26 protein-coding genes are annotated in these 24,587 nt (G+C 63.2%); 15 read left to right on the top strand and 11 right to left on the bottom strand.

Going from position 1 to position 24,587, the window contains the following annotated elements; translation table 11 throughout:
* The first annotated feature begins 36 nt into the window (after window positions 1-36).
* Entirely contained in the window at window positions 37-1,023 is a 987-nt protein-coding gene (locus KMZ68_RS22320; protein WP_249779449.1) for a glycosyltransferase family 2 protein, read from the top strand.
* Between the two features lie 11 nt (window positions 1,024-1,034).
* Here KMZ68_RS22320 and KMZ68_RS22315 read toward each other — a convergent pair whose 3' ends face one another.
* The gene (locus tag KMZ68_RS22315; RefSeq protein WP_215613300.1) at window positions 1,035-2,129 is read right to left on the bottom strand and encodes a hypothetical protein; all 1,095 of its coding nucleotides are present in this window, start codon (window positions 2,127-2,129) and stop codon (window positions 1,035-1,037) included.
* Between the two features lie 228 nt (window positions 2,130-2,357).
* Between KMZ68_RS22315 and KMZ68_RS22310 the strand changes: the two genes are divergently transcribed.
* Window positions 2,358-3,293, top strand: a complete 936-nt coding sequence (locus KMZ68_RS22310; protein ID WP_215613299.1) for a cupin-like domain-containing protein — start codon at window positions 2,358-2,360, stop codon at window positions 3,291-3,293.
* Between the two features lie 13 nt (window positions 3,294-3,306).
* A complete protein-coding gene (locus tag KMZ68_RS22305) occupies window positions 3,307-4,494 on the top strand; it encodes a GNAT family N-acetyltransferase (protein ID WP_215613298.1) in 1,188 nt (395 codons plus the stop codon).
* Here the strand turns inward: KMZ68_RS22305 and KMZ68_RS22300 are convergent.
* The 4 genes from KMZ68_RS22300 to KMZ68_RS22285 form a co-directional block, all read right to left on the bottom strand.
* Complete coding sequence (locus KMZ68_RS22300; RefSeq protein ID WP_215613297.1) at window positions 4,491-5,438, bottom strand: DUF5996 family protein; 948 nt, start codon at window positions 5,436-5,438, stop codon at window positions 4,491-4,493. The two genes, KMZ68_RS22305 and KMZ68_RS22300, sit on opposite strands and share 4 nt — an antisense overlap.
* A 45-nt stretch (window positions 5,439-5,483) precedes the next feature.
* The gene (locus KMZ68_RS22295) at window positions 5,484-5,693 is read right to left on the bottom strand and encodes a hypothetical protein (protein WP_215616488.1); all 210 of its coding nucleotides are present in this window, start codon (window positions 5,691-5,693) and stop codon (window positions 5,484-5,486) included.
* Complete coding sequence (wrbA, locus tag KMZ68_RS22290; protein ID WP_215613296.1) at window positions 5,686-6,285, bottom strand: NAD(P)H:quinone oxidoreductase; 600 nt, start codon at window positions 6,283-6,285, stop codon at window positions 5,686-5,688. Before wrbA ends, KMZ68_RS22295 begins: the two co-directional genes overlap by 8 nt.
* Window positions 6,286-6,475: 190 nt before the next feature.
* Window positions 6,476-7,174: a pirin family protein gene (locus tag KMZ68_RS22285; RefSeq protein ID WP_215613295.1), complete on the bottom strand. Its 699-nt coding sequence runs from the start codon at window positions 7,172-7,174 to the stop codon at window positions 6,476-6,478.
* Window positions 7,175-7,288: 114 nt separating this feature from the next.
* Here KMZ68_RS22285 and KMZ68_RS22280 point away from each other — a divergent pair, with 114 nt between their 5' ends.
* Window positions 7,289-8,197: a LysR family transcriptional regulator gene (locus KMZ68_RS22280; protein WP_215613294.1), complete on the top strand. Its 909-nt coding sequence runs from the start codon at window positions 7,289-7,291 to the stop codon at window positions 8,195-8,197.
* Between the two features lie 95 nt (window positions 8,198-8,292).
* A complete protein-coding gene (locus KMZ68_RS22275) occupies window positions 8,293-9,282 on the top strand; it encodes a tripartite tricarboxylate transporter substrate binding protein (RefSeq protein ID WP_215613293.1) in 990 nt (329 codons plus the stop codon).
* Between the two features lie 253 nt (window positions 9,283-9,535).
* Here the strand turns inward: KMZ68_RS22275 and KMZ68_RS22270 are convergent, their stop codons facing one another.
* Entirely contained in the window at window positions 9,536-10,003 is a 468-nt protein-coding gene (locus KMZ68_RS22270; protein WP_215613292.1) for a YbaK/EbsC family protein, read from the bottom strand.
* A gap of 8 nt (window positions 10,004-10,011) precedes the next feature.
* Window positions 10,012-10,896 carry an amidohydrolase family protein gene (locus tag KMZ68_RS22265; RefSeq protein ID WP_215613291.1) on the bottom strand — a complete coding sequence of 295 codons (885 nt, stop codon included), beginning with the start codon at window positions 10,894-10,896 and terminating at the stop codon, window positions 10,012-10,014.
* A gap of 287 nt (window positions 10,897-11,183) precedes the next feature.
* On the opposite strand from KMZ68_RS22265, the gene KMZ68_RS22260 reads away from it, so the two are divergent.
* The 3 genes from KMZ68_RS22260 (at window position 11,184) to KMZ68_RS22250 (ending at window position 13,371) form a co-directional block, all read left to right on the top strand.
* Window positions 11,184-11,660 (top strand): MaoC family dehydratase, encoded by a 477-nt coding sequence (locus tag KMZ68_RS22260; RefSeq protein WP_215613290.1) that lies wholly within the window; start codon window positions 11,184-11,186, stop codon window positions 11,658-11,660.
* 20 nt (window positions 11,661-11,680) lie between these two features.
* Window positions 11,681-12,115 (top strand): MaoC family dehydratase, encoded by a 435-nt coding sequence (locus KMZ68_RS22255; RefSeq protein ID WP_215613289.1) that lies wholly within the window; start codon window positions 11,681-11,683, stop codon window positions 12,113-12,115.
* A gap of 425 nt (window positions 12,116-12,540) precedes the next feature.
* Window positions 12,541-13,371, top strand: coding sequence for a class I SAM-dependent methyltransferase (locus tag KMZ68_RS22250; RefSeq protein WP_215613288.1), 831 nt, complete (start codon window positions 12,541-12,543; stop codon window positions 13,369-13,371).
* Window positions 13,372-13,406: 35 nt separating this feature from the next.
* Here KMZ68_RS22250 and KMZ68_RS22245 read toward each other — a convergent pair whose 3' ends face one another.
* Window positions 13,407-14,396, bottom strand: a complete 990-nt coding sequence (locus tag KMZ68_RS22245) for a helix-turn-helix transcriptional regulator (RefSeq protein ID WP_215613287.1) — start codon at window positions 14,394-14,396, stop codon at window positions 13,407-13,409.
* 78 nt (window positions 14,397-14,474) lie between these two features.
* Between KMZ68_RS22245 and KMZ68_RS22240 the strand changes: the two genes are divergently transcribed.
* The 3 genes from KMZ68_RS22240 (at window position 14,475) to KMZ68_RS22230 (ending at window position 17,369) form a co-directional block, all read left to right on the top strand.
* Complete coding sequence (locus tag KMZ68_RS22240; RefSeq protein WP_215613286.1) at window positions 14,475-15,755, top strand: serine hydrolase domain-containing protein; 1,281 nt, start codon at window positions 14,475-14,477, stop codon at window positions 15,753-15,755.
* On the top strand, window positions 15,742-15,915 hold the full coding sequence (locus KMZ68_RS22235; protein WP_249779448.1) for a MaoC family dehydratase: 174 nt from the start codon (window positions 15,742-15,744) through the stop codon (window positions 15,913-15,915). The genes KMZ68_RS22240 and KMZ68_RS22235 overlap by 14 nt, the downstream gene beginning before the upstream one ends.
* Before the next feature lie 329 nt (window positions 15,916-16,244).
* A complete protein-coding gene (locus tag KMZ68_RS22230; protein ID WP_215613285.1) occupies window positions 16,245-17,369 on the top strand; it encodes a tetratricopeptide repeat protein in 1,125 nt (374 codons plus the stop codon).
* Between the two features lie 157 nt (window positions 17,370-17,526).
* On the opposite strand, the gene KMZ68_RS22225 is transcribed toward KMZ68_RS22230, so the two are convergent.
* Window positions 17,527-18,573 (bottom strand): acyl-CoA desaturase, encoded by a 1,047-nt coding sequence (locus KMZ68_RS22225; RefSeq protein WP_215613284.1) that lies wholly within the window; start codon window positions 18,571-18,573, stop codon window positions 17,527-17,529.
* Window positions 18,574-18,889: 316 nt separating this feature from the next.
* On the opposite strand from KMZ68_RS22225, the gene ykgO reads away from it, so the two are divergent.
* Entirely contained in the window at window positions 18,890-19,015 is a 126-nt protein-coding gene (gene ykgO / locus KMZ68_RS22220; protein WP_002718645.1) for a type B 50S ribosomal protein L36, read from the top strand.
* A gap of 119 nt (window positions 19,016-19,134) precedes the next feature.
* Window positions 19,135-19,785, top strand: coding sequence for a hypothetical protein (locus KMZ68_RS22215; protein ID WP_215613283.1), 651 nt, complete (start codon window positions 19,135-19,137; stop codon window positions 19,783-19,785).
* A gap of 106 nt (window positions 19,786-19,891) precedes the next feature.
* Here the strand turns inward: KMZ68_RS22215 and KMZ68_RS22210 are convergent, their stop codons facing one another.
* On the bottom strand, window positions 19,892-20,071 hold the full coding sequence (locus tag KMZ68_RS22210; protein ID WP_215603482.1) for a hypothetical protein: 180 nt from the start codon (window positions 20,069-20,071) through the stop codon (window positions 19,892-19,894).
* A 267-nt stretch (window positions 20,072-20,338) separates the two neighbouring features.
* On the opposite strand from KMZ68_RS22210, the gene KMZ68_RS22205 reads away from it, so the two are divergent.
* Window positions 20,339-21,301 (top strand): alpha/beta fold hydrolase, encoded by a 963-nt coding sequence (locus tag KMZ68_RS22205; RefSeq protein ID WP_215613282.1) that lies wholly within the window; start codon window positions 20,339-20,341, stop codon window positions 21,299-21,301.
* Between the two features lie 154 nt (window positions 21,302-21,455).
* Here the strand turns inward: KMZ68_RS22205 and KMZ68_RS22200 are convergent, their stop codons facing one another.
* The gene (locus KMZ68_RS22200) at window positions 21,456-22,628 is read right to left on the bottom strand and encodes a thiolase family protein (protein WP_215613281.1); all 1,173 of its coding nucleotides are present in this window, start codon (window positions 22,626-22,628) and stop codon (window positions 21,456-21,458) included.
* A gap of 455 nt (window positions 22,629-23,083) precedes the next feature.
* Here KMZ68_RS22200 and KMZ68_RS22195 point away from each other — a divergent pair, with 455 nt between their 5' ends.
* On the top strand, window positions 23,084-24,577 hold the full coding sequence (locus KMZ68_RS22195) for an FAD-linked oxidase C-terminal domain-containing protein (protein WP_215613280.1): 1,494 nt from the start codon (window positions 23,084-23,086) through the stop codon (window positions 24,575-24,577).
* Window positions 24,578-24,587: the final 10 nt, after the last annotated feature.

Genomic DNA, 24,587 nt, shown 5'->3' with positions numbered 1-24,587 from the left:
CAGACTGCAGGCCGCCGGCCGATGGAGGCCCCGGACATGACGCCGGACGCCTCCCGCGCATTGGCTGCGGTATCGCCTTCGCTCGACCGCTCGATTCCGATCGTGGTCTGCATCCCCTGTTTCCGCCGTCCGCAGCATCTGCGGCTGACGCTGGAGTCGCTTGCCGGCCAGCGCACCGATCGCCGCTTCGCGGTCGTCATCGTCGAAAACGATGCCGCCGGGTGCGAGAGCGTGCCGGTCGCTGCCGAATTCCTGCGGGCCGGCAGGTTTGCCGGCCTGTGCATGATCGAACCGCGGCAGGGCAATTGCCATGCGATCAATGCTGCGTTCGAGACTGCGCGCGCGACGTTTCCCGGCGCGGTCCATTTCCTGATGATCGACGACGACGAGATCGCCTCGAGGGACTGGCTCGAACTGATGGTGCGCAGCGCCGAAGCCACCGGAGCCGATCTGGTTGGCGGGCCGGTGCAGCCCAATTTCGACGATGTCAGCAAGCGCGGGCTCGGCCGCCATCCGGCCTTCCGTCCGGCCTACGATTACAGCGGTGCGGTGCCGATCATCTACGGCTGCGGCAATTGCCTGATCACGCGCGCGGTATTCGAGCGGCTCGGCGATCCCGCCTTCGATGTCAGGTTCAATTTCCTCGGCGGCGGCGATACCGATTTCTTCGTGCGTTGCCGCCAGGCCGGCATGAAATTCCACTGGGCGGCGGAAGCCGTCATCACCGAAACCGTGCCGCCGAGCCGGACCAATCCCGGATGGCTTGCGCAGCGCGGCCTGCGGATCGGCGCGATCAACTATCACATCGAGGTCAAGGCGGCGCGGACGCCGTGGGCGCGCCTGGGAGTGCTGGCCAAGATGCTGGCGATGCTGCCGTTGTCGCTGTTCCGCGCCGGCCGCATGGTGCTGTCGGGGCAAAAGGCGCTGATTGCGCTGCATCCGGTGGCGGTAGCCGCCGGCAGCGCGCTGGCGGCGGTCGGCATCGAACCGCACCAGTACAAGGCCTCGAAGATCGTTTCCTGAGCCGGTGGCCGCTACGGCATTTGCGCGCGGACCGCCTGCGCCGCGTCCTGCCACCAGCCGTCGAAATCGAACGGCGCCTGCACCGACGGCCATTTCAGCGCGGCAGCGATCCGGTCGGCGTAGACGTCGTCCCCGGATCCCCGCGCCACCAGCACGATGGCGCCGCGGTCGATCAATTCCTTGAAGCGCGGGTGATGATCGAATTCGTCGGCCAGGGCGGGGCCGGTGACGATCAGCGGCCGGCCGGACTGCACGCAGGTGAGAATGCTGGAACGCCGCGCGGTGAGGCCCTCGTCGAGCGGATAGCAGAAGGCGTCGATCTCGCTGAACAGGCCGAACACTTCATGGTCGGATGCGACGTAGCCGCTGACCATGACATCGTCGATGATGCCGAGTTCGGCGGCGCGGGCATAGAAGTCGTCCTCCACGGTGTCGACGCCGCGAATGAACGATCCGACATAGACGATCAGCGGATTTAGCCCGCGCTCCTTCAGGATCGCGCCGATCTGAAGCAGGGCATTCGGCTGCTTGCCCGGATAGATCGATCCGAAATGGCCGATCACCAGCCGGCCCTGTTCCCGCGCGGCGGCCAGCCGCTGCCGCAGCCTGGAATCGGCGATCCCCGCAGGGGCCTCGATGTTCGGCGGCAGCGGTGCCAGCACGCATTTTCGCGAAGTCCAGCCGACCAGGGGATCGTCGGCAAGTTCGCGGCGCACCAGCGGCGAGAACATCAGGATGGTATTGGCGAGCAGCAGCGCCGGAATGTAGGTGATGCGGCGCAGCCAGTGCAGCCCGCCCCATTCGTGCTGAATCAGGACGACGCGCCGCCGCCGCAGCCGCGCAATAGCCAGCGCCAGCAGCGGCCGGAATATCACGCGCTTCCAGGCCACGATCGGGAAATTACACACCACGCTCCGCGCCGATCCGATCGCCCGCCAGATCTCGGCGGCCGTTCCCTCCGACCGCGTCAGGGTTAACGATCCGCAACTGCCGGGATCGAGCCTTTCGATCGTCTCCTGCAAGAGGCGCGTGAAATGGCCGACGCCACATTGCATTTGCGGCCCCGCGCCGAGAAAGAGCGCCCGGTAGGCTGGTTCTGAAGTCATCTTGCCGCGGCGGCGCCTTTCAACAGCGTTTTCGAGCGAAGTGGACGGGGCTCCGAGAACATCCGCGTTAGCCATACATCGCAGACATTATCTTACCGTAAGCGGGCGGCTGCGCCTCGGCACCCTTCTTGCCAGATAAAGCGCGAAGGATACCCGGCCGTCTCATAACGGGACATTGGGCGGCGACGGCATTGCGGATTTCGAGACAGAGCCGGCAGGAGCGATACGATGGCCAAAGACAAGGTTTTCACGAGCTGGGACGACACCCATTCACTGCTCTGGGAGCGGCAGCCGATCCGGCTCGCCCACGGACTGCACAAGTCGCCGCTGTTTTCCACCGACAGGCTTGCCGAATTGATCGAGCGCTATCCGCGCGAACATTACAGCCTGGTGCAAACCGGCGCGAAGGAATCCCGCCGGCTTTGGCGCGAGGGCGAGATCGGCAATCTCAGCGGCCGTCAGGTGATGGACGCGGTCGCCGGCGGCGGCCTCTGGCTCAATCTGCGCAATGTCTCCGGCGTCGACAGCGCCTACCGCGCCATGCTCGACGACATGTTCGCGGAGATCGCGGCCAACGTTCCCGGTTTCGAGGCGCCGAAATACCAGGCCGGCATTCTGATCTCCTCGCCGGACGCGCAGGTCTATTATCACGCCGATCTGCCGGGACAGGGTCTGATCCAGATCGCGGGACGCAAACGCGTCTATGTCTATCCCAATTCCGCTCCGTTCCTGAAACCGGAGCATCTCGAAGACATCGCCCTGTTCGATGTCGAGGTCGATATCCCATACGCCCCCTGGTACGACGCGCATGCGCAGGTGCTCGACCTCGAGCCCGGCCAGATGCTGAGCTGGCCGCTGAACGCGCCGCATCGGGTCGAAAATCTCGGGACCGTCAATATTTCGATGACGGTGTCGTATGTGAATGACGAAATCCGGCGCGCCGACATCGTCAACCTCGCCAACGGCCTGCTGCGCCATCGCTTCGGCTATCAGCCGAAGAGCCGTAACCTGCGCGGCCCGTCTTTCTTCGCCAAGGCGGTGCTGCAAAAGCTGCTGCGCGACAGCAGCTGGGTCAAGCGCGAGCGCAGCGCGCGCCGCCCGATCGACTTCCGGCTCGATGCCGCACAGCCCGGCAGGATCGTCGATCTGCCGAAGGCGGCATGAAGACGGACCGGCGATGACCGTATTGACGGCGGCAGGCGGAAAACAGGGGGCGCGCCCGATGGCGCGCGCCGCCGGATTCCGCGTCGAAATCGCATCCGACTGGAAACAGGCCGCGCCGCGCTGGAGCGATGTCAGTCCGTCGACGCCGTTCCAGGACAGCCAGTGGCTGGATGCATGGTACCGGGCTTTTGCCGGGCTCGACGATGTCGAGCCGCTGATCGCGATCGTCTCGGATGCCGTCACCGGCGAACGGGCTGCATTGCTGCCGCTGGTCCGCCGCCTGCAGAAGGGCATCCGGATCGTCGAGTTCGCCGATCTCGATCTCACCGACTACAACGCACCGTTGCTCGGTCCCGCCGCGCCGCGCGACGCCAGGGCGGCGCGCGCGATGTGGCGCGACCTGAAGGCCGCGCTGCGGCGGATGCCCGGTGGCGCCGATCTCATCCGTTTGCGCAAGATGCCGCTCGATCTCGCGGGCCAGCCCAATCCGCTGGCGTTGCTCGATGGCGCCGGTGCCTGTTCGCTGAACGGCAATATCGTCACGACCGGCGAAGATTACGACGCCTGGCGCTTTCAGCTCGGGCGTACCGTGCGCAAGGAACTGGAGCGAAGCTGGCGGGTGTTTACGCGCGATCCCGCCGCGGATTTCAAGCTCGTCACCGATAGGGACGAAGCCTTGCGGATTCTCGCCGTCACGGAGGCCCAGCAGGGCGCGCGGATGCAGCAGCTCGGGCTGAATTTCATCCTCAACAACGAGACCTGCGCCGCGTTCTATCGCAACCTGGTCAATGACGGCATCGGCAGCGGCTTTACCGTGGTCTCGGCATTGACGTCAGGCGACGAGGTGGTGGCGACGCTGCTCGGCGTCCGCTGCGGATCTCGCTACGTGATGGTGCGCATCAGCAATGCCGGCGAAAAATGGTCGAACTGTTCGCCGGGCCGGCTGATCATCGAGCGCACCATGGCGGCGTTGCACAGGGACGGCGTCCGCGAGGTCGATTTCAGCATCGGCAACTACGCCTACAAGCGCCGCTTCGGCGTGGCGCCGATTGCACTGGCCGATCTGTCGGCCGCCCTGAGCTGGCGCGGATTGCCCTACGCCCTGCGCGACCGCGCCGCACGCGAGCTGCGCGCCTATCCGCGGCTCACGGCCGCTATCAAGCGCGCGCTCGGCAAGCCGGTCTCGCGCCAAGAGAGCTAGATCGCCCGCACCCTGCGGGGCTGCCCCGGCGCGCATTCCAGAGCGTCGCGGTCCCATTTCGCGGCATCGGCCGCGGCCTCATAGGTGCTTTGCAGGAATTCGAGCAAGGCCTTGTCCGGCTCTGCGGCGGTGCGCACCGCGTCATAGGGCAGGATGAATTCGCCGAGAGCCTCGCTGAAGAACGCGGCGGCGGGGCGCACGCCTGCCGTGCGAAAACCTGCCGGTTCGGGATAGGCGTAGCAATAGAACGCGGGATAGTCGACAGCACCGGAGCCCGGCCAGAAGCCGGCGCTGCTGACTTCGTGCGAATAGGCTTCGCAGGCCACGTCATCGGAGAGGTGAGGCACCCCGCCGGGATGTCGAGGCGCGCGGCGTCCGGAAAAGCGCGTCACCGCGAGATCGAAACTGCCCCAGAAGAAATGCACCGGGCTCGCCTTGCCGAGGAAGCCGGTACGGAACTGCTTGAACACCTGGTCTGCATTGACGAGGATCTGGAACAGGCGCCGTACCGCATCGGGATCGTAGGTGGCATGCTGGTGATCCAGCGAAAACCGCACCGGGTCCGGCAATTCGTTGGGCATCTCGTCGATGGCGACGTCAATGCCGAGTTCGGCAAGCGCAGCCATGACGCCGGCGTAAAAACCCGCGACCGACTGCCCGGCCAGGGCGAACTGGCGCTGCGCGCCGTCGCTGGTGGAGATGCGCAAGGCGTGATCGATGAAGTCGAGGTCGATCTGGAAGGTGCGCGAGCGATCCGGGATGGGGGAGGTCGTCAGCCCGCGCGCGCTGACGTAAAGGACGACGTGCCAGGAATGGTTCAGCCAGGGCGAGCGTGCCAGCCGGATCTTCCCGATGATCTGGGTCCACAGATGCAGCGTCGCATAGGTCTCGCGCCAGGCGGCAGTGGGTAATTCCGGCCAGGGCACTTGCGGTGCGTTGCTCATGATTCTGTGCCCTTAAGTGTAGTGATACGGCCGGTCACGCCGCCTTCACGAATTGGTGCAATCAGGGCATTGCCGCCGTCCGCGCGAGGCGCGGTACAGGCTGCGGCAATACCAGCGGCGCGCCATCGCCTGCAGCGGATTGCGCGCCAGTTGATCGACAAGGAGAATTTCGATCATCGCAAGGTCCGTGGTTCCGCCGGGCAGATAGGGCGGCATTCCGAAAAAGGAAATGCCGCCCCGGGTCGCATCAGCCATGCAGTTTCTTCGCGGTCTCCGCGATCGCGCGTCCCTGGTAGCGCGCGCCGGCCAGTTCGTTGGCGCTGGGTTGGCGGCTGCCGTCGCCGCCGGTGATCGTGGTCGCGCCATAGGGCGAACCGCCGGTGACCTCGTCGAGCTTCATCTGGCCGGCAAAGCCGTAGTTCAGACCGACGATGGTCATGCCGAAATGCAAGAGGTTGGTGATCACCGAGAACAGCGTGGTCTCCTGGCCGCCATGCTGGGTCGCGGTCGAGGAGAAGGCGCCGCCGACCTTGCCGTGCAGCGCGCCCCTGGCCCAGAGGCCGCCGGCCTGGTCGAGGAAATTCGCCATCTGCGACGCCATCCGGCCGAAGCGGGTGCCGGTGCCGACGATGATGGCGTCGTAATTGACGAGCTCTTCGACTTTCGCAACGGGCGCGGCTTGATCGAGCTTGTAATGCGACGCCTTTGCGACGGCTTCGGGCACGAGCTCCGGCACGCGCTTGATGTCGACCGAGGCGCCGGCTTCGCGCGCGCCCTCGGCGACGGCGTTCGCCATCGCCTCGATGTGACCATAGGCGGAATAATAGAGAACGAGAACTTTTGTCATGGTGGCTCCGTGAGCGTTATGATTGTTGCGAAGGCAAAGGAACATCGTCATGGCCGGGCCTGACCCGGCCATCCATCTTCTTCGCAAGACTTTCTCGAAGAGGGATGGATGCGCGGGTCACCTGGCGCGAAGACGCGCTTCGCGCTCTTGCCCGCGCATGACGAGTGGCGTGTTGGGTTGTCTCCGCGCCCTACGCCGCGTCGACCAGCACCAGCTCGGAATCCTCCAGCGCAGTGATCTTCAGTTTCGCCTCGTTGGATATCGCGACGCCGTCGCGGGCGTTGACCCGCACGCCGTTGATCTCGATCGCGCCCGCGGCCGGCACCAGATAGAGGTTGCGTGTCTTATCGGGCGAATATTCCGCGCTCTCGCCGGCCTTCAGCGTGGTGGCGAGCACCCGCGCGTCGGCGCGGATCGGCAGCGCATCGTTGTCGGCCGCAAAACCGCTGGCGATGGTGACGAATTTTCCCGAGCGATCCGCCTTCGGAAACGGTTTCGCGCCCCAGGTCGGCTGACCGCCTTGCGCCTTCGGTTCGATCCAGATCTGGAAGATCTTGGTCTTGGTCGGCTCCAGATTGTATTCGGAATGACGCACGCCGCTTCCGGCGCTCATCACCTGCACGTCGCCGGCTTCGGTGCGGCCCTTGTTGCCGAGGCTGTCCTGATGGGTGATCGCGCCTTCGCGGACGTAGGTGATGATCTCCATGTTGGCGTGGGGATGGGCGGGAAAGCCGGTGTTCGGCGCGATCTCGTCGTCGTTCCATACCCGCAACGAGCCATGGCCCATATTGCCGGGGTCGTAGTAGCTGGCGAACGAGAAGTGGTGCTTGGCCTTCAGCCAGCCGTGGTCGGCGCCGCCGAGGTTTGCAAAGGGCCTGAGTTCGATCATGGCATTTCCTTAGGATTTGAATTCCGTTGAGGTCTGGATATGCCCTTCCGGTTGGATTAGAAATAGAAACTGTTGAAACATTTTGTTTCCAAAATTGCTCTAATCGGAGGCGCGATGGCAAAACTCCCGGACTTTGAAGGCCTCGCGATTTTCGCGAAAGTCGTGGAATTACGGTCGTTTGCGGCGGCCGCTTCGGAACTGGCGCTGTCCAAGGCCACCGTGTCCAAGGCGGTTACCCGGCTGGAGGCGCGGCTTGGCGCCCGGCTGTTCAACCGGACCTCGCGGCGGCTCGCTTTGACCGATGCCGGGCAGAAACTGTCCGAGCGCGCCACGCGGCTGCTGCTCGACGGCGAGGCGGCCGAGAACGAGGCGCTGGCGCAGTCGGTGGCGCCGCGCGGACTGGTGCGGTTCGCGGTACCGATGACGTTCGGGCTGAAGGCGGTGGCGCCGATCCTGCCGGAGTTTCTCGAGGAGTATCCCGATGTCGCGATCGATCTTCACCTCAGCGACGCCATGGTCGACCTGATCGGCGAGGGCTTCGACGCAGGCTTGCGGATCGCGAGCCTGCCGGATTCCTCGCTGATCGCGCGGCGGCTGTGCGCGATGCCGCGTTACACGGTGGCTTCGCCGGAATATCTCAGGCGCCACGGCCGGCCGACCCATCCGATGCATCTCGCCCAGCACAAATGTCTCGGCTATGCCTATCTCTCCACACCCGGCGTCTGGCACTACACCAATGCCGCAGGCGAGCAGGCCAGCGTGCGTCCAGCGGGACCGCTGCGCGTCAACAATGGCGAGGCGCTGATGCCGGCGCTCTTGGCAGGGCTCGGCATCGCCGATTTGCCGGACTTCATCGTCGGCGACGCCATTGCCTCGGGCGAGGTCGAGGTGATCCTGAAAGACTGGAAGCAGGCCGAAGGCGCCGTGCATCTGGTGATGCCATCCGGCGGCCCGCGTCCCGCGCGCGTCGAGGCGCTGGCGGATTTTCTCGCCAGGCGTTTTGCCAAGGGCAAGAAAAAGTAGGTTTGGCGGGAGGCGAAGAGCGCCTTTGCCCACCCTGCTGTTTCGGTTACGCTAACCCCAACAACCAAAACAAAATCCCCGGGGAGAAGCCACCAATGAACCGCCGCGAACTCTTGAAAGCCGCCGCTATGCTGCCGCTGGCGCAAGCCGCGTTCTCGAACACCGCCCTCGCGCAAAGTCCGTATCCGTCGCGCAACATCACCATGATCGTGCCGTTTCCGGCCGGCGGCCAGGCCGATCTCGCCGCGAGGCCGGTGGCGCTGGCGCTGGAGAAAATCCTCGGCAAGCCTGTCATCGTCGACAACCGCGCCGGCGGCGGCGGCGGCTCGGTCGGCAACGCGGCGGCGGCGCGCGCCGAGCCCGACGGCTATACACTGTTGATGACGCTGTCGTCGCTGGCGGTATTGCCGGAAGCCGACCGGCTGTTCGACCGCCCGGTGGCTTACGAAGTCTCGCAGTTCGCGCCGGTGGCGCGCGTGCTCGCCGATCCGACGCTGCTCGCGGTGCCGGCGTCGGCGCCATGGAAGACGCTGCAGGACTTCGTCGACGACGCCAGGAAACGTCCCGGCCAGATTCCCTATGGCTCGTCGGGTCCCTACGGCACGCTGCATGTGGCGATGGAGATGTTCGCGGCCTCTGCCGGCATCAAGCTGTTGCACGTGCCGTTTCGCGGCGCCGGCCCCGCATTGACCGCGCTGCTGGGCGGCACGGTGCAGGCGATGGCGTCGGCGCCGGGCACGCTGAAACAGCAGGTCGACGACGGCAAGATGCGCGTGCTGGCGAACTGGGGCGCGGCGCGGATCCCGAGTTTTCCAAACCTGCCGACCTTCAGGGAACTCGGCTACAAGGATGTCGAATTCTACATCTGGGCCGGACTGTTCGCGCAGAGTGCGCTGCCGGCGCCGATCATGACGCGGCTGCGCGAGGCGATGGCGCAAGCGGTGAAGGCGCCGGAGGTTGTAAAGACGTTCGAGACCGCAGGCAGTCCGGTCGCCTACATGGATGCGCCGGAATTCGCAAAATTCGTCGCCGCGGATTCCGCGCGCCTGATCGCGGCGGTGAAGAAGATCGGCAAGGTCGGGTAGGGGACGCCTCCACATTCTCGTGGGAAGAAACCAGGCCTGGAAAGGCGGCCGCCACAAATCAAAACTGTCGTCGCCTGGCTTGACCGGGCGATCCAGTACGCCGCGACTTCTCGTTCATCTCAAGCTTCTCTGGAATACTGGGTCGCCCGGTCAAGCCGGGCGATGACAGCGGTATTTGTGCGAGCGGTGCACTTCACTCATGGAGCCAGCAAGGCTCGAGTTCCGGTACCAAACTCGCCAATGACGATCCGGGTTACGCCGGCGCCTGGCACACGTCGACCCATTCGGCTTTCACCAACTCGGCCATCCGCATCGGCGCGATCCGCACCGCGCTGTGGGTGGAGCCCGCCGCCGGCACCACCTCGTCGAACGCCCGCAGCGAAAGGTCGCAATAGACCGGCAGCGGTGTCTTCAGGCCGAACGGACAGACGCCGCCGACCTCATGGCCGGTGATGTCGGCGACCTCCTCCAGCCCGAGCATCTTGGGCTTGCCGCCGAACAACGCCTTGACCTTCCTGTTGTCCATGCGCGAGGTGCCGGCGGCCACGATCAGCACCACCCGCTCGCCGATCCGCAAGGACAGCGTTTTCGCGATCCGGCTCGGCTCGACGCCATAGGCTTCGGCGGCGAGCGCCACCGTCGCCGAACTCACAGGCGATTCGATCACGGCGATCTCGGGGGCTCTTTCGGCGAAGAACGCGCGGACGGATTCAATGCTCATGCGCGGCTTCAGATCCCCAGCAGCTTCCGCGCGTTGGCCTTTAGCACTTTCGGCCTGATTTCGTCGCGGATGTCGAGCTTTGAAAAGTCCGCCATCCAGCGGTCCGGCGTGATCACCGGCCAGTCCGAGCCGAACAGCATTTTGTCCTGCAGGATGGAGTTGATGTAACGCACCAGGATCGGCGGGAAGTATTTCGGCGACCAGCCGGAGAGGTCGATATAGACGTTCGGCTTGTGGGTCGCGACCGACAGCGCTTCTTCCTGCCAGGGGAACGACGGATGGGCGAGGATGATCTTGAGGTCGGGGAAATCCGCCGCCACGTCGTCCATGTACATCGGATTGGAATATTTCAGCCGCATCCCCATGCCGCCGGGCATACCGGAGCCGACGCCGGTCTGGCCGGTATGAAACAGCGCGATCGCGCCGCCGTCGTTGATGGCTTCATACAGCGGATAGGCCATGCGGTCGTTGGCGTAGAAGCCCTGCATGGTCGGATGGAACTTGAAGCCCCTGACGCCGTATTCCTCCATCAGCTTCTTGGCCTCGCGCACGCCGAGCTTGCCCTTGTGCGGATCGATGCTGACGAATGGAATCAGCACGTCTGAATTCTCGGCGGCGATTTCCAGCATTTCGTAATTGTTGTAGCGGCGGAATCCGGTCTCGCGTTCGGCGTCGACCGGGAAGATCACCGCGGCGATCTTCTTGGAACGGTAATAGGCCGCAGTCTCCGCAACCGTCGGCGGGTGCTTGTTCGGCGACTTGAAGTAGTCGGCCATCTTCTCCTGGAAGTCGTCATAGCCGTCGTCGCCATGCATGCCGCAGGGCTCTTCGGCATGGGTGTGGATGTCGATCGCCACGACCTCATCGATATTGGGCAGCTTCAGTTTGGACATCTTGTTTTCCCCGGCTGGGCCGCTTGATTTTACACTCTGGCGAATTGATTATACTATATAACGAATTCCGCAAGGCGGCATGACGATTGAGGCGGCTACTGCCTGGAATCGCAAATAGGTGTTGCAGCCCATCCTTCGAGACGGCCACTGTGTGGCCTCCTCAGGATGAGGTTTAACCTGTTGAAGCACAACAACCTCATGCTGAGGAGCGAGCGGCGCGAGCGTCTCGAAGCATGGGCAGCAAGCGATTCACTGATCTCGGATAGTGGGTGTAAGGGAGGGACGGCATGGCGCAAGCGGAGGCCTTCGAGACCGATTTCTGGAAACACGCCAATCTGCGCAAGGTCTGGGACGACATCGTCCCCGGCGAGCCGCGCAAGACCATCCCCTACACGCTGACCAGGGAAGCGATCGAACTGTACTGCAGGTCGGTCGGCGAGGACCACCCGATCTATTTCGACGAGGAATATGCCAGGACCACCCGCTATGGCGGACTGATCGCACCGCCGTCGATCCACATCCTCCTGATGTTTTCCTGCACGCCCGCCGACGACTGGATGCGGTCACCAGGCACGGTCAATGCCGGGCAGTCCTGGAGCTACAACATTCCGGCGCGCCCGGGCGACGTCATCCGGCTCGAGGCGCGCGCGCTCGACAAGTTCATCAAGCGCGAGCGGCTGTTCGTGGTCCACGACAACGTCTTCTTCAACCAGCACGGCGAAGTGATCTGCTCCGGCCGCGGCTGGACCATCCGGCCGCAATGACGGGCGAGCGAGTGAAAATCATGACAGCAACGTTTGAAAACCTGAACGCCGGCGACACCATCGACGGGCCGAAATTCGCGGTCAGCCGCGAATCCATCCGCCTGTTCTGCGACGGCTCGCTCGACTACAACCCGCTGCATCTCGACGACGACTACATGAAGGGCAATTTCGGCAAGACCAATTTCGGCGGCATCATCATGCACGGCATGAACAATTTCGGGCTGATCACCCGGATGCTGACCGACTGGGCCTATCCGGCGGGCGCGATCCATCGCCGCCTCGAGACCCGCTGGGTCAAGCCGGTCCGGCCGGGCGATACCATCCAGCCCACCGGGATCGTGAAATCGAAGCAGGTCACCGCCAATTCGCGCTGGGTCCTGATCGACGTCATGGTGAAGAACCAGACCGGCGAGAAGGTCGCGACGGGGGAGGCGATGGTGGAGTTCCCGAACTAGTACCAACTATGTCAGATCGGTGAGTCGTTTGCTGCCCATGCTTCGAGACGCTCGCGTCGCTCGCTCCTCCCGAGTGAGCGCGAAGCGCTCATCCGGGCATGAGGTTGTTATGTTTCAACAGGTTTTAAACCTCATCCTGAGGAGGCCACGAAGTGGCCGTCTCGAAGGATGGGCAGCAATACTGATTTATGATTTCAGGTACTGGTCGGGCGGCATGGGGCGTGTTCGAATCCCGGGCACGCGCGTCGGAAGCGCGGCCGAGCCACTGATGTTCTGAATGCACTTCTGCCTGCGCAGCATAGCGGACATGGCCGGACTTCCTACCGCTGCGCCTCGGTCGCGAATGACCCGAAACGGACATTGGCGGCGCCTCGTGCGATCGGTAAGCTCACCAAATTACATCTATCTTTTTCAGGAGGCGGACCATGCCAACTCAGCAGGATGTATCCGATCACTACACGCATGGAGGCTTGGCTGCTGCAATCCGAAGTGGGATCGAGTCCCTTGGCAAAACCATCAATTCCGTGACCGTCGATGATCTCGCTCCTGTTGATGAGTTCCATATCGGGGGCCGTCAGGCATCCGAAGATTTTCTCGGTCAACTCGACCTCTCTCCGGAAAAGCATGTACTCGATGTAGGATGCGGCCTTGGGGGAGCTGCGCGCTTTGTTGCCAACCGGTATGGGTGTCGGGTGACTGGAATTGATCTGACACCCGAATATGTGGAGACCGCAAAGGTCCTGTGCAGGTGGGTCGGGCTGGACAACAGTATTTCACTGCACCAAGGCAGCGCGCTTGCAATGCCGTTTGCCGATCGCGCTTTCGACCGAGCATACATGCTGCACGTAGGCATGAATATCGACGACAAAGCAAAACTTTGTTCGGAGGTTAGCCGTGTGCTGCGATCAAACGCACTTTTCGGGATTTATGACGTCATGAAGGTTGGCGATGGTGAGCTTACGTATCCTGTTCCGTGGGCAACAACGGCAACGTCAAGTGCGGTGGCGAAGCCTGCTCAATACCGTGAGGCGCTGGAAGCGGCCGGTTTTTCGGTCATTGCCGAACGTAACCGGCGTGATTTCGCGCTTGCGTTCTTTGATCAGCTACGCGCCAGAACCGCGGCAGCGGATGGCCCGCCACCTCTTGGGCTTCATATCTTGATGGGCCGGAACACACCGGACAAGGTGCAAAATATGATCCAGAACATATCCAATGGCCGCATCGCACCAGTCGAGTTGATCGCTCGGAAAGCGTGACACCGGGGCCGACCTCTCGTCGCGCCGTCTCTTGCCTATTCCCCGGCCCCGCCATGGCTTGCTGGCCTCTCGCTGGAACCGGCTTCCGGACCGGCCAGCCGGTTCCTGAGCGCGCCCGGCGGTATTCCAAAGTGGCTCTTGAACGCGCGGTAGAACGTGGAAAGTTCGTTGAAGCCGCAACGAAAACAGATTTCTTCGATGCACGCGTTCTCGTTGGATCCGATCAGCATCAGATGCGCCCGCGCAAGCCTTGCCTCCAGCAGCATGGCGGAAAAATTGTAGCCGCAGAGTTGCAGGTGTTTCTGAAGAGAGCGTCGGGGCATCCGCAGCCGGCCGGCAACTTCGTCAAGCGAGAATTCGGGGTCGCCGAACCTGGCGGAGATGATCCTCTGGACGTCGTGGAGGGTTGCGTGCGCTCGTGACGGATTTGCATCCGGCGCTTCCCCGGATGCAATGACGGAAACCAGGCTTTCAATGGCCGCTATCACGCTTGTCAGGTGATCCGAATCCCAGTTCTGGTCGATGTGGCACAGATAGGCCAGGGTGTGGCGAAGCGCCGGCGCCAGCGGGTGGCTCTTCAGGCGGCGAGACAATTCCATTGCGCCGCCGGAGAACTTTCGGCGATCCATCCGGAAGGCCAGGTGGCGGTGACCGCCATCCGCTTTGATCCGGGCCTCGAATACATGCGCATTGTCGATGACAACGAAATCTCCGCGTCTCAACAGCTGCCGGACGTCGAACTGATCGAGATGCATTTCGCCGCGCTGGATGAAATTCAGGTAGAAATCATCGTCCCCAACCTTGGCGATGTCGCGCCTGCTTCGCGATACGCGATGGGAGGAGGTCCCCAGAAACGTGAATTCGGTGCCGCCGCCACCCCAGTGCTCGACTGTTGCGGAAAACCTGTCGCCTTCAGTCGGCTTGTGCGGTGTCAGATGGGCGAAGGATTCACACAGGCCGGAACGATAGTAGTCGAATTGCCAGGCCGGCTCGACCTTCGCGGTATTCCATACGGTGCGTCTCATATGAAAACCTCCTCATCTGGCCGCCGTGGCGGCCAGTGACCAAGCGGGTCCATACATGACGCCCCGACAAGCTTCGGGTTGCGCCAATTGCGAAGCGGCGGCGCCATGCGCCAAAGACCCGAATGTCCTCCCGATCTAGACTGTTGCGCCAGCGCGGTAATTGGTCAAGCCAGCCGCGACAAGGCGGCGGATCGCCATACCAAGGGAGGGACCATGTCGAAATTGCAGGCTGTGCTTGACGAAAGCGTGCGAGCGCAAGATGTGCCGTTCGCAGTCGCAATGCTTGGCGACAGGAATGGCATCAGGTGGTCGGGAGCGGCGGGACAGCGCTCGCCCGGCCAGGCCGCATCCATCGATACGGTATTCCGCATCTTCTCGATGACAAAGGCGGTCGGCAGCACGGCCGCAATGATCCTCGTTGAGCGAGGCAAGCTCAATCCCGATACACCCGTCGAAGACATCCTTCCCGAGTTTGCCAGGATCAAGGTGCTCGATCATTTCGACGGCGACAAACCGGTGATGCGCGCGCCCAGGACCAGGGCCACGGTTCGCAATTTGGCCACCCACACCAGCGGCCTCGAATATGAATTCTGGAACGGAGACGTGGCAAAGTATTTGACCGTTACGGGCCATCCGACGATCCTGAGCGGCCTGAAGGCCGCGCTGTTCTATCCCATGGCGAGCGATCCCGGCACGCGATGGGCCTACGGCATTGGCATCGATTGGCTCGGGCAAGTCGTCGAGAAGATCGACGGCCGGCGCATCGACCGGTTCTGCCGCGAGGAAATATTCGAACCTCTTGGAATGTCCGATACTGCCTTCGAGGTCTCCGAGCCGATGCAAAAGCGGCTGGCTGCCGCGGCCATTCGCGGCGCAGACGGCGCGTTTGCCCCCTTCGAAATAGCCCCTCCGTCGAACCCGGAATTCTACGGAATGGGTCACGGGCTCTACTCGACGGCCCCGGACTACATGAAGTTCCTGCAGATGTTCCTGGGTCGTGGCCAACTCGGCAGCCGCCGGTTGCTCTCGGAGGCCTCGGTGGATTGGATGCTTGCGGACCGCCTTCAGGGACTGAACTTCCGCAGGATGGTGAGCGTGTCGCCGCTGACGGCGGATTGCGATCCCTTCCCGGACACGCGACGGACACACAGCTTCGGCTTCCTGAGGATGGAAGAGGATGTACCGGGGATGCGGTCGGCCGGCTCGCAGAGCTGGGCAGGCGTCCTGAACTCGCACTACTGGTTCGATCCGAAAAAGGGCGTTGCCGCAGTCATCATGACGCAGTCGCTGCCCTTCGTCGAACCGCGGTTCATGGACACCTATGCAAAGTTCGAACGCGAGGTGTATGCGACGCTGTAAGCCGGTCAGGCCGGGCGACACCATCCAGCCCACCGGAATCGTGAAATCGAAGGGGGTCACCGCCAATTCGCGCTGGGTCCTGATCGACGTCATGGTGAAGAACCAGACCGGCGAGAAGGTCGCGACCGGGGAGGCGATGGTGGGGTTTCCGCCGGCGTAGCGGCGTGAGCGGTGTTCGAATCTCGGCACGCGCATCGGAAGCGCAGTACGGCAACGCGCAGGCGATCATTCGTTGTGGCGAACCGGTACAACTCGTCGTCCGTGAAGAACCACAAGCATCCTGATTTTTTTTGGGAATTTCCATAACGCTGACATCGGAGATGCGCGGTGCCGCCAAAGACGGTTGGCTAGCGTCCGTACAAGAATGCATGCTAACGTTGTATCCGGCGTGGAAATATTCAGAGGCAGACTGTGAGTTCGTGGCAACAGAGCTATAGCGTTCGCATCGCTTGCGCCTTCAGAACACATTTCCGGCTTCGGCGAACAGGGTTGGCATTTGCTCTGTCGGCGCAGTCTCTGATGATCCTGGGTGAAATCGGGAGCTTTGCCCGCGCAGAGGAACCAAAGTTACCTCAGGTGGTGGTCTCGGCTTGTCGTCCGACCGCCGGGCTTGCAGCTTTCGCGAAAGATCCGAAAATTCAATACGACATGAGGAAAGGTAGCCAGTTCGCCAGAGCCGCTGTTCTTCACATGCATGCGGGGAATTACGAGCAAGCATTCGAGCAATTCGACCATGCGATCAACGTCAACCCGATAAACCCTCTCTTTTACATCGAGCGAGGCATGGCCCGGACGAGGAACGACGAGCCTAGCCGGGCTGTCGAGGACTTCGATAAGGCAATAGCGCTTAATCCTAATTCCTCCGTTGCCTTCTTCGGCCGAGGACAGGCTTATGCCCGGATGAGCGAATATGACCGAGCCATTGAGAACCTCGACGAGGCAATCAAGCTCCTGCCAGGCAACGCTGCTGCCTACGCGATCCGTGGCTCGGCCTACATTAGCAAGCGCGAATACGGGCGAGCCGTTGAGGACATTGGTCAGGCCATCAAACTCGATCCCCTTTGCCCCCTTGGCTTCGTTTATCGGGGCATTGCCTACGATCTCAATGGCGAGCAGGACCGCGCCATGGTGGACTATGCTCGGGCGATCGAACTAAACCCGAGCCCGTCGGCTCCCGACAATTTCCTCTTGCGGGGAACTGTCTATCGCAGAAAGCACGACTACGACCGTGCCATCCAGGATTTTACCCGGGCGCTCGAACTCAATCCCAAAGATGCTCACAGATTGAACGACCGCTGCCACGTGCAGGCGATCGCCGGCGCTTTTGACAGGGCCCTGGGGGATTGCAACGAAGCGCTGCGGATACGACCTAACGATGCCCGCATTCTCGATAGCCGCGGCTTCACCTATCTTAAAATGGGGTTGCTCGACGACGCCATTGCCGACTACGAGGCCGCACTTCGCGTCGATCCGAAATTGGCAATTTCGCTCTATGGACGCGGTATAGCCAAACGGCGGAAGGGAGACCTCGCAGGGAGCGAGGCCGACGTCGCGGCGGCGAAAGCCATCAAGCCAAGTGTGGCGGACGAGTTGGCGCTGGTCGGAGTCAAGTGACGAATTTATGCGCAATATTAAAATTGTGCCGGTGATTTGCCCGACACGTCAAATGTTTTTGCGGGCAAGGCATCCATGCCGGCGACCCCTTGTTACTTTGCATGGGGTTGTTTTCGATATTTTGATTGGGAGCCGACGCGGCCATGCGGCCGGGCCTCTACTCGGCCGGCACGCCGTTCGATCCGCGTGTGATCAGTCTGGCGCCGGTGCGCCGTCCGGCGAGGTGGGCACTGGGCGCCACGACTTCGGTGGCAAGGCCAATCCACGCCAGGAAGCGGATGGTGAGCCAGGTATTGTCCATTTCCCACCAGCGCAGCCCATGGCGAGCCGAGCGCGGGTCGGCATGGTGGTTGTTGTGCCAGCCTTCGCCATTGGAGATCAGGCCGACAACGATGTTGTTGCGGCTGTCCTCGTCGGTCTCGTAGCTCCGGTAGCCCCACAAATGGGTCACCGAATTGACCGCCCATGTGATGTGCCAGACCAGCACGGTGCGGACGAAGACGCCGAACATCATGATGCTGAGCCCGGTCTGCATTGCCGCCGCCGTGGTCTCGCCTGACAGCCATGCTGCGGCAAATCCGGCGCCGAAGAACAGCGGCATCTGGATGAGATTGATCCAGACCAGCCAGCCATGGCGTTCGAGCGCGACGTAGAAGCGATCGCGCAGAATGTCCTTGGCGTAGCGTTCGTAGATTCCAAGCCGCGCCAGTTCCGGCTGGTGGACCAGGATCCACCCGATATGGGCCCAGAAGAAACCGGCGAGCGGGCTATGCGGGTCGGGCTGCTCGTCGGAGAACTGATGATGCCGGCGGTGGATCGCCACCCAGCGCGCCGGCGTTTCCTGCAGGCACGACATCGCCACCACCACCATGGAATGCTCCAGCCACTTCGGGCACTTCAGGCCGCGGTGGGTGAGAAGCCGGTGATAGCAGAGGTTGATGCCGAACAGGCCGCACAGATGAGTGCCGAGGATCGCGACAAGGAAGCCGCTCCAGCTGAAATAGCCGGGCATGAAGGCCAAGAGCGCGGCACCGTGATAGGCTGATATCACGATGATGTAGGGCCAGTTGAGCTGAAACGGCAGGACGCCCGCGGGCAGCGCCAGCCGCGGCCTCGCAGCAACAGGACCGGCGGCAACCGGAGAGATATCGGCCGCGGCGGCCAGCACCGCGGTCTTGGTCGTTGGCCTGGAAGCTGAGGTCATGCCGAGGTCGGAATCCCCTTGATATCTGCGCGCGACGCAGCCCGCCGAATCACCTGATCCGCAAGCTACGGCGCTTCTTGGTATCGGGTGCAAACCTTTGACTCAATTTGTTTATTTTTCGGTCCCTGCAGCGGGCGGGTTCCCGCCGCAGCGGCGACCCGGATCGAGGCCGCAGGGAGCTTGCCGGATTGACATTCGGCCCTGGCATGGCTTAGAAACCGGCCGTCCCGGGCGGTATGGCCGCTGGCGGGATAAATCTCATTTTGCCACTTTCGGCCTGTCGAAACACGGCCTTTCAAAGCATCAGGATTGTCCCATGAAGGTCCGTAACTCGCTGAAATCGCTGCGTGGCCGCCACCGCAACAACCGTCTGGTCCGCCGCAAGGGCCGGGTTTACGTGATCAACAAGGTTCAGCGCCGTTTCAAGGCGCGCCAGGGTTGATTCCGGGCTGAAGCGAGCCTGATTCCAGCTTTCCGGCCCTCGCGAATAGTTCAGGCCATCACGAGCCTTTGACGTCTTGCTGCTTTGCAAGCGCGTTTTGCTGCGTCTAGACTTTGACGATGGCAACGAGATTCCCGCGCGCGCGCCGCCAGCTCGCCATTCTCCTCGCCGCGACGTTTGCCGCGGTGTCGGCGCCTGCGTCGGCGCAGGACCCAAGGGTCGCCCCGCCGAAGAACCAGAAGAAATTGCCGGAGGCGCCGAGCAAGCTGCCGAAGGTCGGCGCCGACAAGACGCGAGGGCTGGACTTCCTGTTCGGCGCGCTGAAGGCGGCGCCCGACGAGGCCAGCGCCAAGCACGTCGAGGCGCGGATCTGGGCGCTGTGGATGCAGACCCCGAGCGATACGGCGGCGCTCCTGATGATGCGCGCCAAGGCCGCGATGGATGCCCAGCAGACCGACGTCGCGCTGAAGCTGCTCGACTCCGTGGTCAAGCTGCGCCCGGATTACGTCGAGGGATGGAACCGGCGTGCGACGCTGTACTATCTCAAGAACGATTACGCCCATTCGCTGCAGGATATCGAGCAGGTCCTGGTCCGCGAGCCCCGCCATTTCGGCGCGCTGGCCGGGCTCGGCATGATCATGCAGGACATCGGCGACGAAAGGCGCGCGCTCGACGCCTTCCGCAAGGCGCTCGCGATCAACCCGCATCTCGAGAAGGTGCCGGAACTGGTCAAGACCCTGAGCGAGAAGGTCGAAGGCCGCGATATCTGATCGATTTTCTATCGTTCCGATCGCGCCGGATAACTACGGCCGCAGACAATCCATCGTCAGCAGCTACGTTTTCCGTTGCTGCGCGCCTGCCTTGGGACAAGAAGGGTTAGTGCAGGGCGCTGTTGCCGCGCTCCAGGGGACCAGCCTGGGCGATAATGGCATGCAGCTGCTGAACCTCCGCTTCCAAATGCTCGTTGACCAGCAGCAGGGCTCTCAAGGCCCCGCGCATGTCGCCGCCGCAGCGGGCCACGATTTCGTCGATGGCGATATCATTCGGTTTGGTCATCGAAAATCCCCCAATGAGACCAAGACACTACCCCGGTGACGCGCCCTGCGTTCCCCTGTGGATTGTGTGGATAGCCCGGCCACCTGAGCCTCGACGGTGCTCGCCCGTCACATGGCAAAAGTGCGGATGACGATGATATAAAGTTGCCGATGACGGCTATATGAAGGCGCATGGCGTGCGGCGGGAAAACCTTCGCTGCCTGCCGCGAAACCATCCCCGCCATGACGCCGTAACTGGTTCGTGCCCAAGATCGTCCGGACATTGCAAATGATATTCATGGTCGTCGTGGCGGCGCTGGCGATCCTGGCGCTGATCACGCAGGTCGGGGTGGTGGCGCTGCAACGCGCCCATCCCGCGCAGGGGCGGATGGTCGAGGTTGAGGGCGCGGTCCTCAACGTCGTCGATATCGGGCCGCGCGATGCCGCCGGTCCTCCGGTCGTGATGCTCCATGGCGCCAGCTCCAATCTGGAAATCATGCGGCAACCGCTGGGCGACAGACTCGCCGAACATCATCGGGTGATTCTGATCGACCGGCCCGGCCATGGCTGGAGCACGCGCGCGGATCAGGACGATTCGACGCCGGCGGTGCAGGGCAGAATGATCGAGGACGCGCTCGACAAGCTCGGCATCAACAGGGCGATCTTCGTGGTTCATTCCTGGAGCGGCGCGCTTGGCGCGCGGATGGCGCTCGACTATCCCGCCCGTGTCGCCGGCCTGGTGATGCTGGCGCCGGTGGCCTATCCGTGGCCCGGCGGCGTCGGCTGGTACAACAAGGCCGTCAACACTCCGGTGCTCGGCCCGTTGCTCGCCCACACCATCACGCTGCCGCTCGGCTATTTCCTGGCCGAACCCGGCGCCCGCGGCGTGTTCCTGCCGCAAACCCTGCCGGACAATTTCGTGCGCAATACCGCGACGCCGCTGCTGCTGCGGCCGCGCGAATTCCTCGCCAATGCCCGCGATCTGGTGACGCTGAAGCAAGCGGTCAGGGAACAGGCGCCGCGCTACGCCGAGATCAGGGCGCCGGTCGTCGTGATCACCGGCGACGTCGACAAGACGGTGTCGCCGAATATCCATTCCCGCCCGTTCGCCGCCACCGTGCCGGATGCGAGACTGATCGTGCTGCCGGACGTCGGCCATATGGTGCAGCAGGCCGCGCCTGAACTGGTGATCGCCGAGATCGGCGCCATGATCGGCAGGATCGCGCACAAGAAGGCGGCCACGGCCGACTAGAGGCTTTTCGCTTCTGATTAAATCAGAACGTCTTGGCGAACCGGTGTCCACCCGGGGCGCGGTCTCAACCGGCTCCATTCAAAAAAACAGCGCGACGGTTGCCCGCCGCGCTGCTGGTGTCTTGACGCCGGCTTCCGCCGAACGAAGCCGAAGCTCAGCTGTAGATTTCGAACAGGCCCGCGCCGCCCTGGCCGCCGCCGATGCACATGGTCACGACGCCCCACTTGGCCTTGCGCCGGCGGCCTTCCTGCAAGAGGTGGCCCGTACACCGCGCGCCGGTCATGCCGAAGGGGTGGCCGATCGCAATCGAGCCGCCGTTGACGTTGTACTTCGCAGGATCGATGCCGAGCTTGTCGCGGGAGTAGAGGCACTGGCTGGCGAACGCCTCGTTGAGTTCCCAGAGATCGATATCGTCGATCTTGAGCCCGTGGCGCTTCAACAGCTTCGGCACCGCGTATATCGGACCGATGCCCATTTCGTCAGGCTCGCAGCCGGCCGCCGTCCAGGCGACGAAGCGGCCGAGCGGATTGAGGCCGCGCTTTTCGGCGTCCTTGGCTTCCATCAGCACCACGGCCGCAGCGCCGTCCGACAGCTGGCTGGCGTTACCGGCGGTGATGTATTTGCCGGGACCCTTCACCGGCTCGAGCTTGGCGAGGCCTTCCAGGGTGGTTTCCGGGCGGTTGCATTCGTCGCGGTCGACGACGTAGTCGACGATGCTCTCGGCCTTGGTCGCCTTGTCGACCACCTTCATCTTGGTCTTCATCGGGACGATTTCGTCCTTGAACTTGTTGGCCTGCTGCGCGGCGGCCATGCGGCGCTGCGATTCCAGCGAGTATTCGTCCTGGTATTCGCGGCTGACCTTGTAACGCTCCGCGACGATATCGGCGGTATCGATCATCGCCATGAAGATGGCGGGCGCCGTTTTCAGCAGTTGCGGATCGACCACTTCCTTCGGCAAGGGGCCGCCGGGGACCGAGATGCTCTCCACGCCGCCGGCAACGATGCACTCGGAGCCGTCCGAGCGGATCGAGTTGGCGGCCATCGCGATGGTCTGCAGTCCCGACGAGCAGAAACGGTTCACCGATACGCCGCCCGTCGACTTCGGCAGGCCTGCGAGCAGCGCGGCCTGGCGGCCGATATTCGGCGCGCCATGGGCGCAGTTGCCGAGATAACAATCCTCGACGTAATCCTTGTCGACGCCGGCGCGCTCGACGGCGTGCTTGATGGCGTGGGCCGCCATCGACATCGGCGGGGTGATGTTGAACCCGCCGCGGCCGGACTTCGCCAGCCCGGTTCGCGCATAAGAAACAATAACCGCTTCACGCATTTTCTTGGTCTCCCTTTGAGATGGCCAATTATGCCCCGCCAAGGATTGTATTCGTAGAGAATTCTCACCGGCGGCGGCAAAATATCGCTTGTTACGGCCGTCGCATTCCGCAAAGCGGAACTGACGGCCGGCGGATGGCGTTCGACCATCCGCAACGCGTCGCGGTTAGGGAAGAAATGGCTCTCAGTAAAGCTCTCATTTTTGCTTCTCGCGAACGGATTCCCGCGGCGGATCGGCGCCGGCTTCTGCATCGGCAAGCCTGCAGCGTCTGCTGTCGGGATCAGCGCCCACGCGCTGGTCCGCGGGGCGACGTGATGCCAGATATTGGTTGCCCGCTCATCCCTTCTCATTCTTTGGCGGTCTACCCAAAGCGATCCAGACGTGCTTGATTTTCCGTGATAAATCGACGGGCGCAAAGGCGCTGGTGTCCGGGGCGGGCACGGGAGACGTAACCGATGACCATCATGATGCCCGCATCCGACCAGGCGGTGCTGGCGCGCCGCGACGAGATCGTGGCGGCACTGCGCGCGATCGTGCCGGGCGAGGGCGTGATCGACAGTCCGGCCGAAATGGCGCCTTACGAGTCCGACGGCCTGATGGCCTATCGTCAGCCGCCGATGGTCGTGGTGCTGCCCGACACCACCGAGCAGGTCTCGAAGGTCCTGAGATACTGCTTCGAGCAGGGCATCAAGGTGGTGCCGCGCGGTTCCGGCACCTCGCTGTCCGGCGGCGCGCTGCCGCTGGAAGATGGCGTGCTGCTGGGTCTCGGCAAATTCAAGCGCATTCGCGAGATCGATTTCGACAACCGCGTGGTCGTGACCGAGCCGGGCGTGACCAATCTCGCCATCAGCCAGGCGGTCGCCCATGCCGGTTTTTACTATGCGCCCGACCCGTCGTCGCAGATCGCCTGCTCGATCGGCGGCAATGTCGCGGAGAATTCCGGCGGCGTGCACTGCCTGAAATACGGCATGACCACCAACAACGTGCTGGGCTGCGAAATCGTGCTGATCACGGGCGAGATCATCAAGGTCGGCGGCAAGTCCGCCGAGAACAGCGGCTACGACCTGATGGGCATCATCACCGGGTCCGAAGGCCTGCTCGGCGTCATCACCGAGGTCACGGTGCGGATCCTGCAGAAGGCGGAAACCGCGCGCGCCCTGATGGTCGGCTTCGCCGAGGTCGAGGCCGCCGGCGAATGCGTGGCGCGCATCATCGCCGCCGGCATCATTCCGGGCGGCATGGAGATGATGGACAAGCCGGCGATCCACGCCGCCGAGGCCTTCGTCCACGCCGGCTATCCGCTCGACGTCGAGGCGCTCCTGATCATCGAACTCGACGGCCCCGGGGTCGAGGTCGACGAGCTGATCAAGCGCGTCGAGGCGATCGCGCAAGGCTGCGGATCGACCAGCTGCCAGATTTCCACATCGGAGACGGAGCGCAACCTGTTCTGGGCCGGCCGCAAGGCGGCGTTTCCGGCGGTGGGCCGGATTTCGCCCGATTATCTCTGCATGGACGGCACCATCCCGCGCGGCAAGCTGCCGGAAGCGCTGGCGCGAATCCGCGACCTGTCCGCCAGGTACGACCTTCGCGTCGCCAATGTGTTTCATGCCGGCGACGGCAACCTGCATCCCCTGATCCTGTACGACGCCAACAAGCCGGGCGAGATGGACAATGCCGAAGCCTTCGGTGCGGATATCTTGCGGGTCTGCGTCGAACTCGGCGGCGTCTTGACCGGCGAGCACGGCGTCGGCATCGAAAAGCGCGACCTGATGCCGGAGATGTTCAGCGAAATCGATCTCAACCAGCAGCAGCGGCTGAAATGCGCGTTTGACGCGCAGGGGCTGCTCAATCCCGGCAAGGTGTTTCCGACCCTGCACCGCTGCGCCGAGCTCGGCCGCATGCATGTTCACGGCGGCAAACTCGCCTTCCCCGATCTTCCCCGGTTTTGAGCAGGCGCGC

The sequence above is a fragment of the Bradyrhizobium sediminis genome (assembly GCF_018736105.1).
In the GTDB taxonomy this organism is placed as follows: Bacteria; Pseudomonadota; Alphaproteobacteria; order Rhizobiales; family Xanthobacteraceae; genus Bradyrhizobium.
This window is presented reverse-complemented; position numbering and strand designations above follow the sequence as displayed.

Excerpts from the sequence above, each read along its gene's own strand:
- KMZ68_RS22320 (WP_249779449.1), top strand. The coding sequence starts at position 37 with ATGACGCCGGACGCCTCCCGCGCATTGGCTGCGGTATCGCCTTCGCTC.
- KMZ68_RS22315 (WP_215613300.1), bottom strand. The coding sequence starts at position 2,129 with ATGACTTCAGAACCAGCCTACCGGGCGCTCTTTCTCGGCGCGGGGCCG.
- KMZ68_RS22310 (WP_215613299.1), top strand. The coding sequence starts at position 2,358 with ATGGCCAAAGACAAGGTTTTCACGAGCTGGGACGACACCCATTCACTG.
- KMZ68_RS22305 (WP_215613298.1), top strand. The coding sequence starts at position 3,307 with ATGACCGTATTGACGGCGGCAGGCGGAAAACAGGGGGCGCGCCCGATG.
- KMZ68_RS22300 (WP_215613297.1), bottom strand. The coding sequence starts at position 5,438 with ATGAGCAACGCACCGCAAGTGCCCTGGCCGGAATTACCCACTGCCGCC.
- KMZ68_RS22295 (WP_215616488.1), bottom strand. The coding sequence starts at position 5,693 with ATGGCTGATGCGACCCGGGGCGGCATTTCCTTTTTCGGAATGCCGCCC.
- wrbA (WP_215613296.1), bottom strand. The coding sequence starts at position 6,285 with ATGACAAAAGTTCTCGTTCTCTATTATTCCGCCTATGGTCACATCGAG.
- KMZ68_RS22285 (WP_215613295.1), bottom strand. The coding sequence starts at position 7,174 with ATGATCGAACTCAGGCCCTTTGCAAACCTCGGCGGCGCCGACCACGGC.
- KMZ68_RS22280 (WP_215613294.1), top strand. The coding sequence starts at position 7,289 with ATGGCAAAACTCCCGGACTTTGAAGGCCTCGCGATTTTCGCGAAAGTC.
- KMZ68_RS22275 (WP_215613293.1), top strand. The coding sequence starts at position 8,293 with ATGAACCGCCGCGAACTCTTGAAAGCCGCCGCTATGCTGCCGCTGGCG.
- KMZ68_RS22270 (WP_215613292.1), bottom strand. The coding sequence starts at position 10,003 with ATGAGCATTGAATCCGTCCGCGCGTTCTTCGCCGAAAGAGCCCCCGAG.
- KMZ68_RS22265 (WP_215613291.1), bottom strand. The coding sequence starts at position 10,896 with ATGTCCAAACTGAAGCTGCCCAATATCGATGAGGTCGTGGCGATCGAC.
- KMZ68_RS22260 (WP_215613290.1), top strand. The coding sequence starts at position 11,184 with ATGGCGCAAGCGGAGGCCTTCGAGACCGATTTCTGGAAACACGCCAAT.
- KMZ68_RS22255 (WP_215613289.1), top strand. The coding sequence starts at position 11,681 with ATGACAGCAACGTTTGAAAACCTGAACGCCGGCGACACCATCGACGGG.
- KMZ68_RS22250 (WP_215613288.1), top strand. The coding sequence starts at position 12,541 with ATGCCAACTCAGCAGGATGTATCCGATCACTACACGCATGGAGGCTTG.
- KMZ68_RS22245 (WP_215613287.1), bottom strand. The coding sequence starts at position 14,396 with ATGAGACGCACCGTATGGAATACCGCGAAGGTCGAGCCGGCCTGGCAA.
- KMZ68_RS22235 (WP_249779448.1), top strand. The coding sequence starts at position 15,742 with ATGCGACGCTGTAAGCCGGTCAGGCCGGGCGACACCATCCAGCCCACC.
- KMZ68_RS22225 (WP_215613284.1), bottom strand. The coding sequence starts at position 18,573 with ATGACCTCAGCTTCCAGGCCAACGACCAAGACCGCGGTGCTGGCCGCC.
- ykgO (WP_002718645.1), top strand. The coding sequence starts at position 18,890 with ATGAAGGTCCGTAACTCGCTGAAATCGCTGCGTGGCCGCCACCGCAAC.
- KMZ68_RS22215 (WP_215613283.1), top strand. The coding sequence starts at position 19,135 with ATGGCAACGAGATTCCCGCGCGCGCGCCGCCAGCTCGCCATTCTCCTC.
- KMZ68_RS22210 (WP_215603482.1), bottom strand. The coding sequence starts at position 20,071 with ATGACCAAACCGAATGATATCGCCATCGACGAAATCGTGGCCCGCTGC.
- KMZ68_RS22205 (WP_215613282.1), top strand. The coding sequence starts at position 20,339 with ATGATATTCATGGTCGTCGTGGCGGCGCTGGCGATCCTGGCGCTGATC.
- KMZ68_RS22200 (WP_215613281.1), bottom strand. The coding sequence starts at position 22,628 with ATGCGTGAAGCGGTTATTGTTTCTTATGCGCGAACCGGGCTGGCGAAG.
- KMZ68_RS22195 (WP_215613280.1), top strand. The coding sequence starts at position 23,084 with ATGACCATCATGATGCCCGCATCCGACCAGGCGGTGCTGGCGCGCCGC.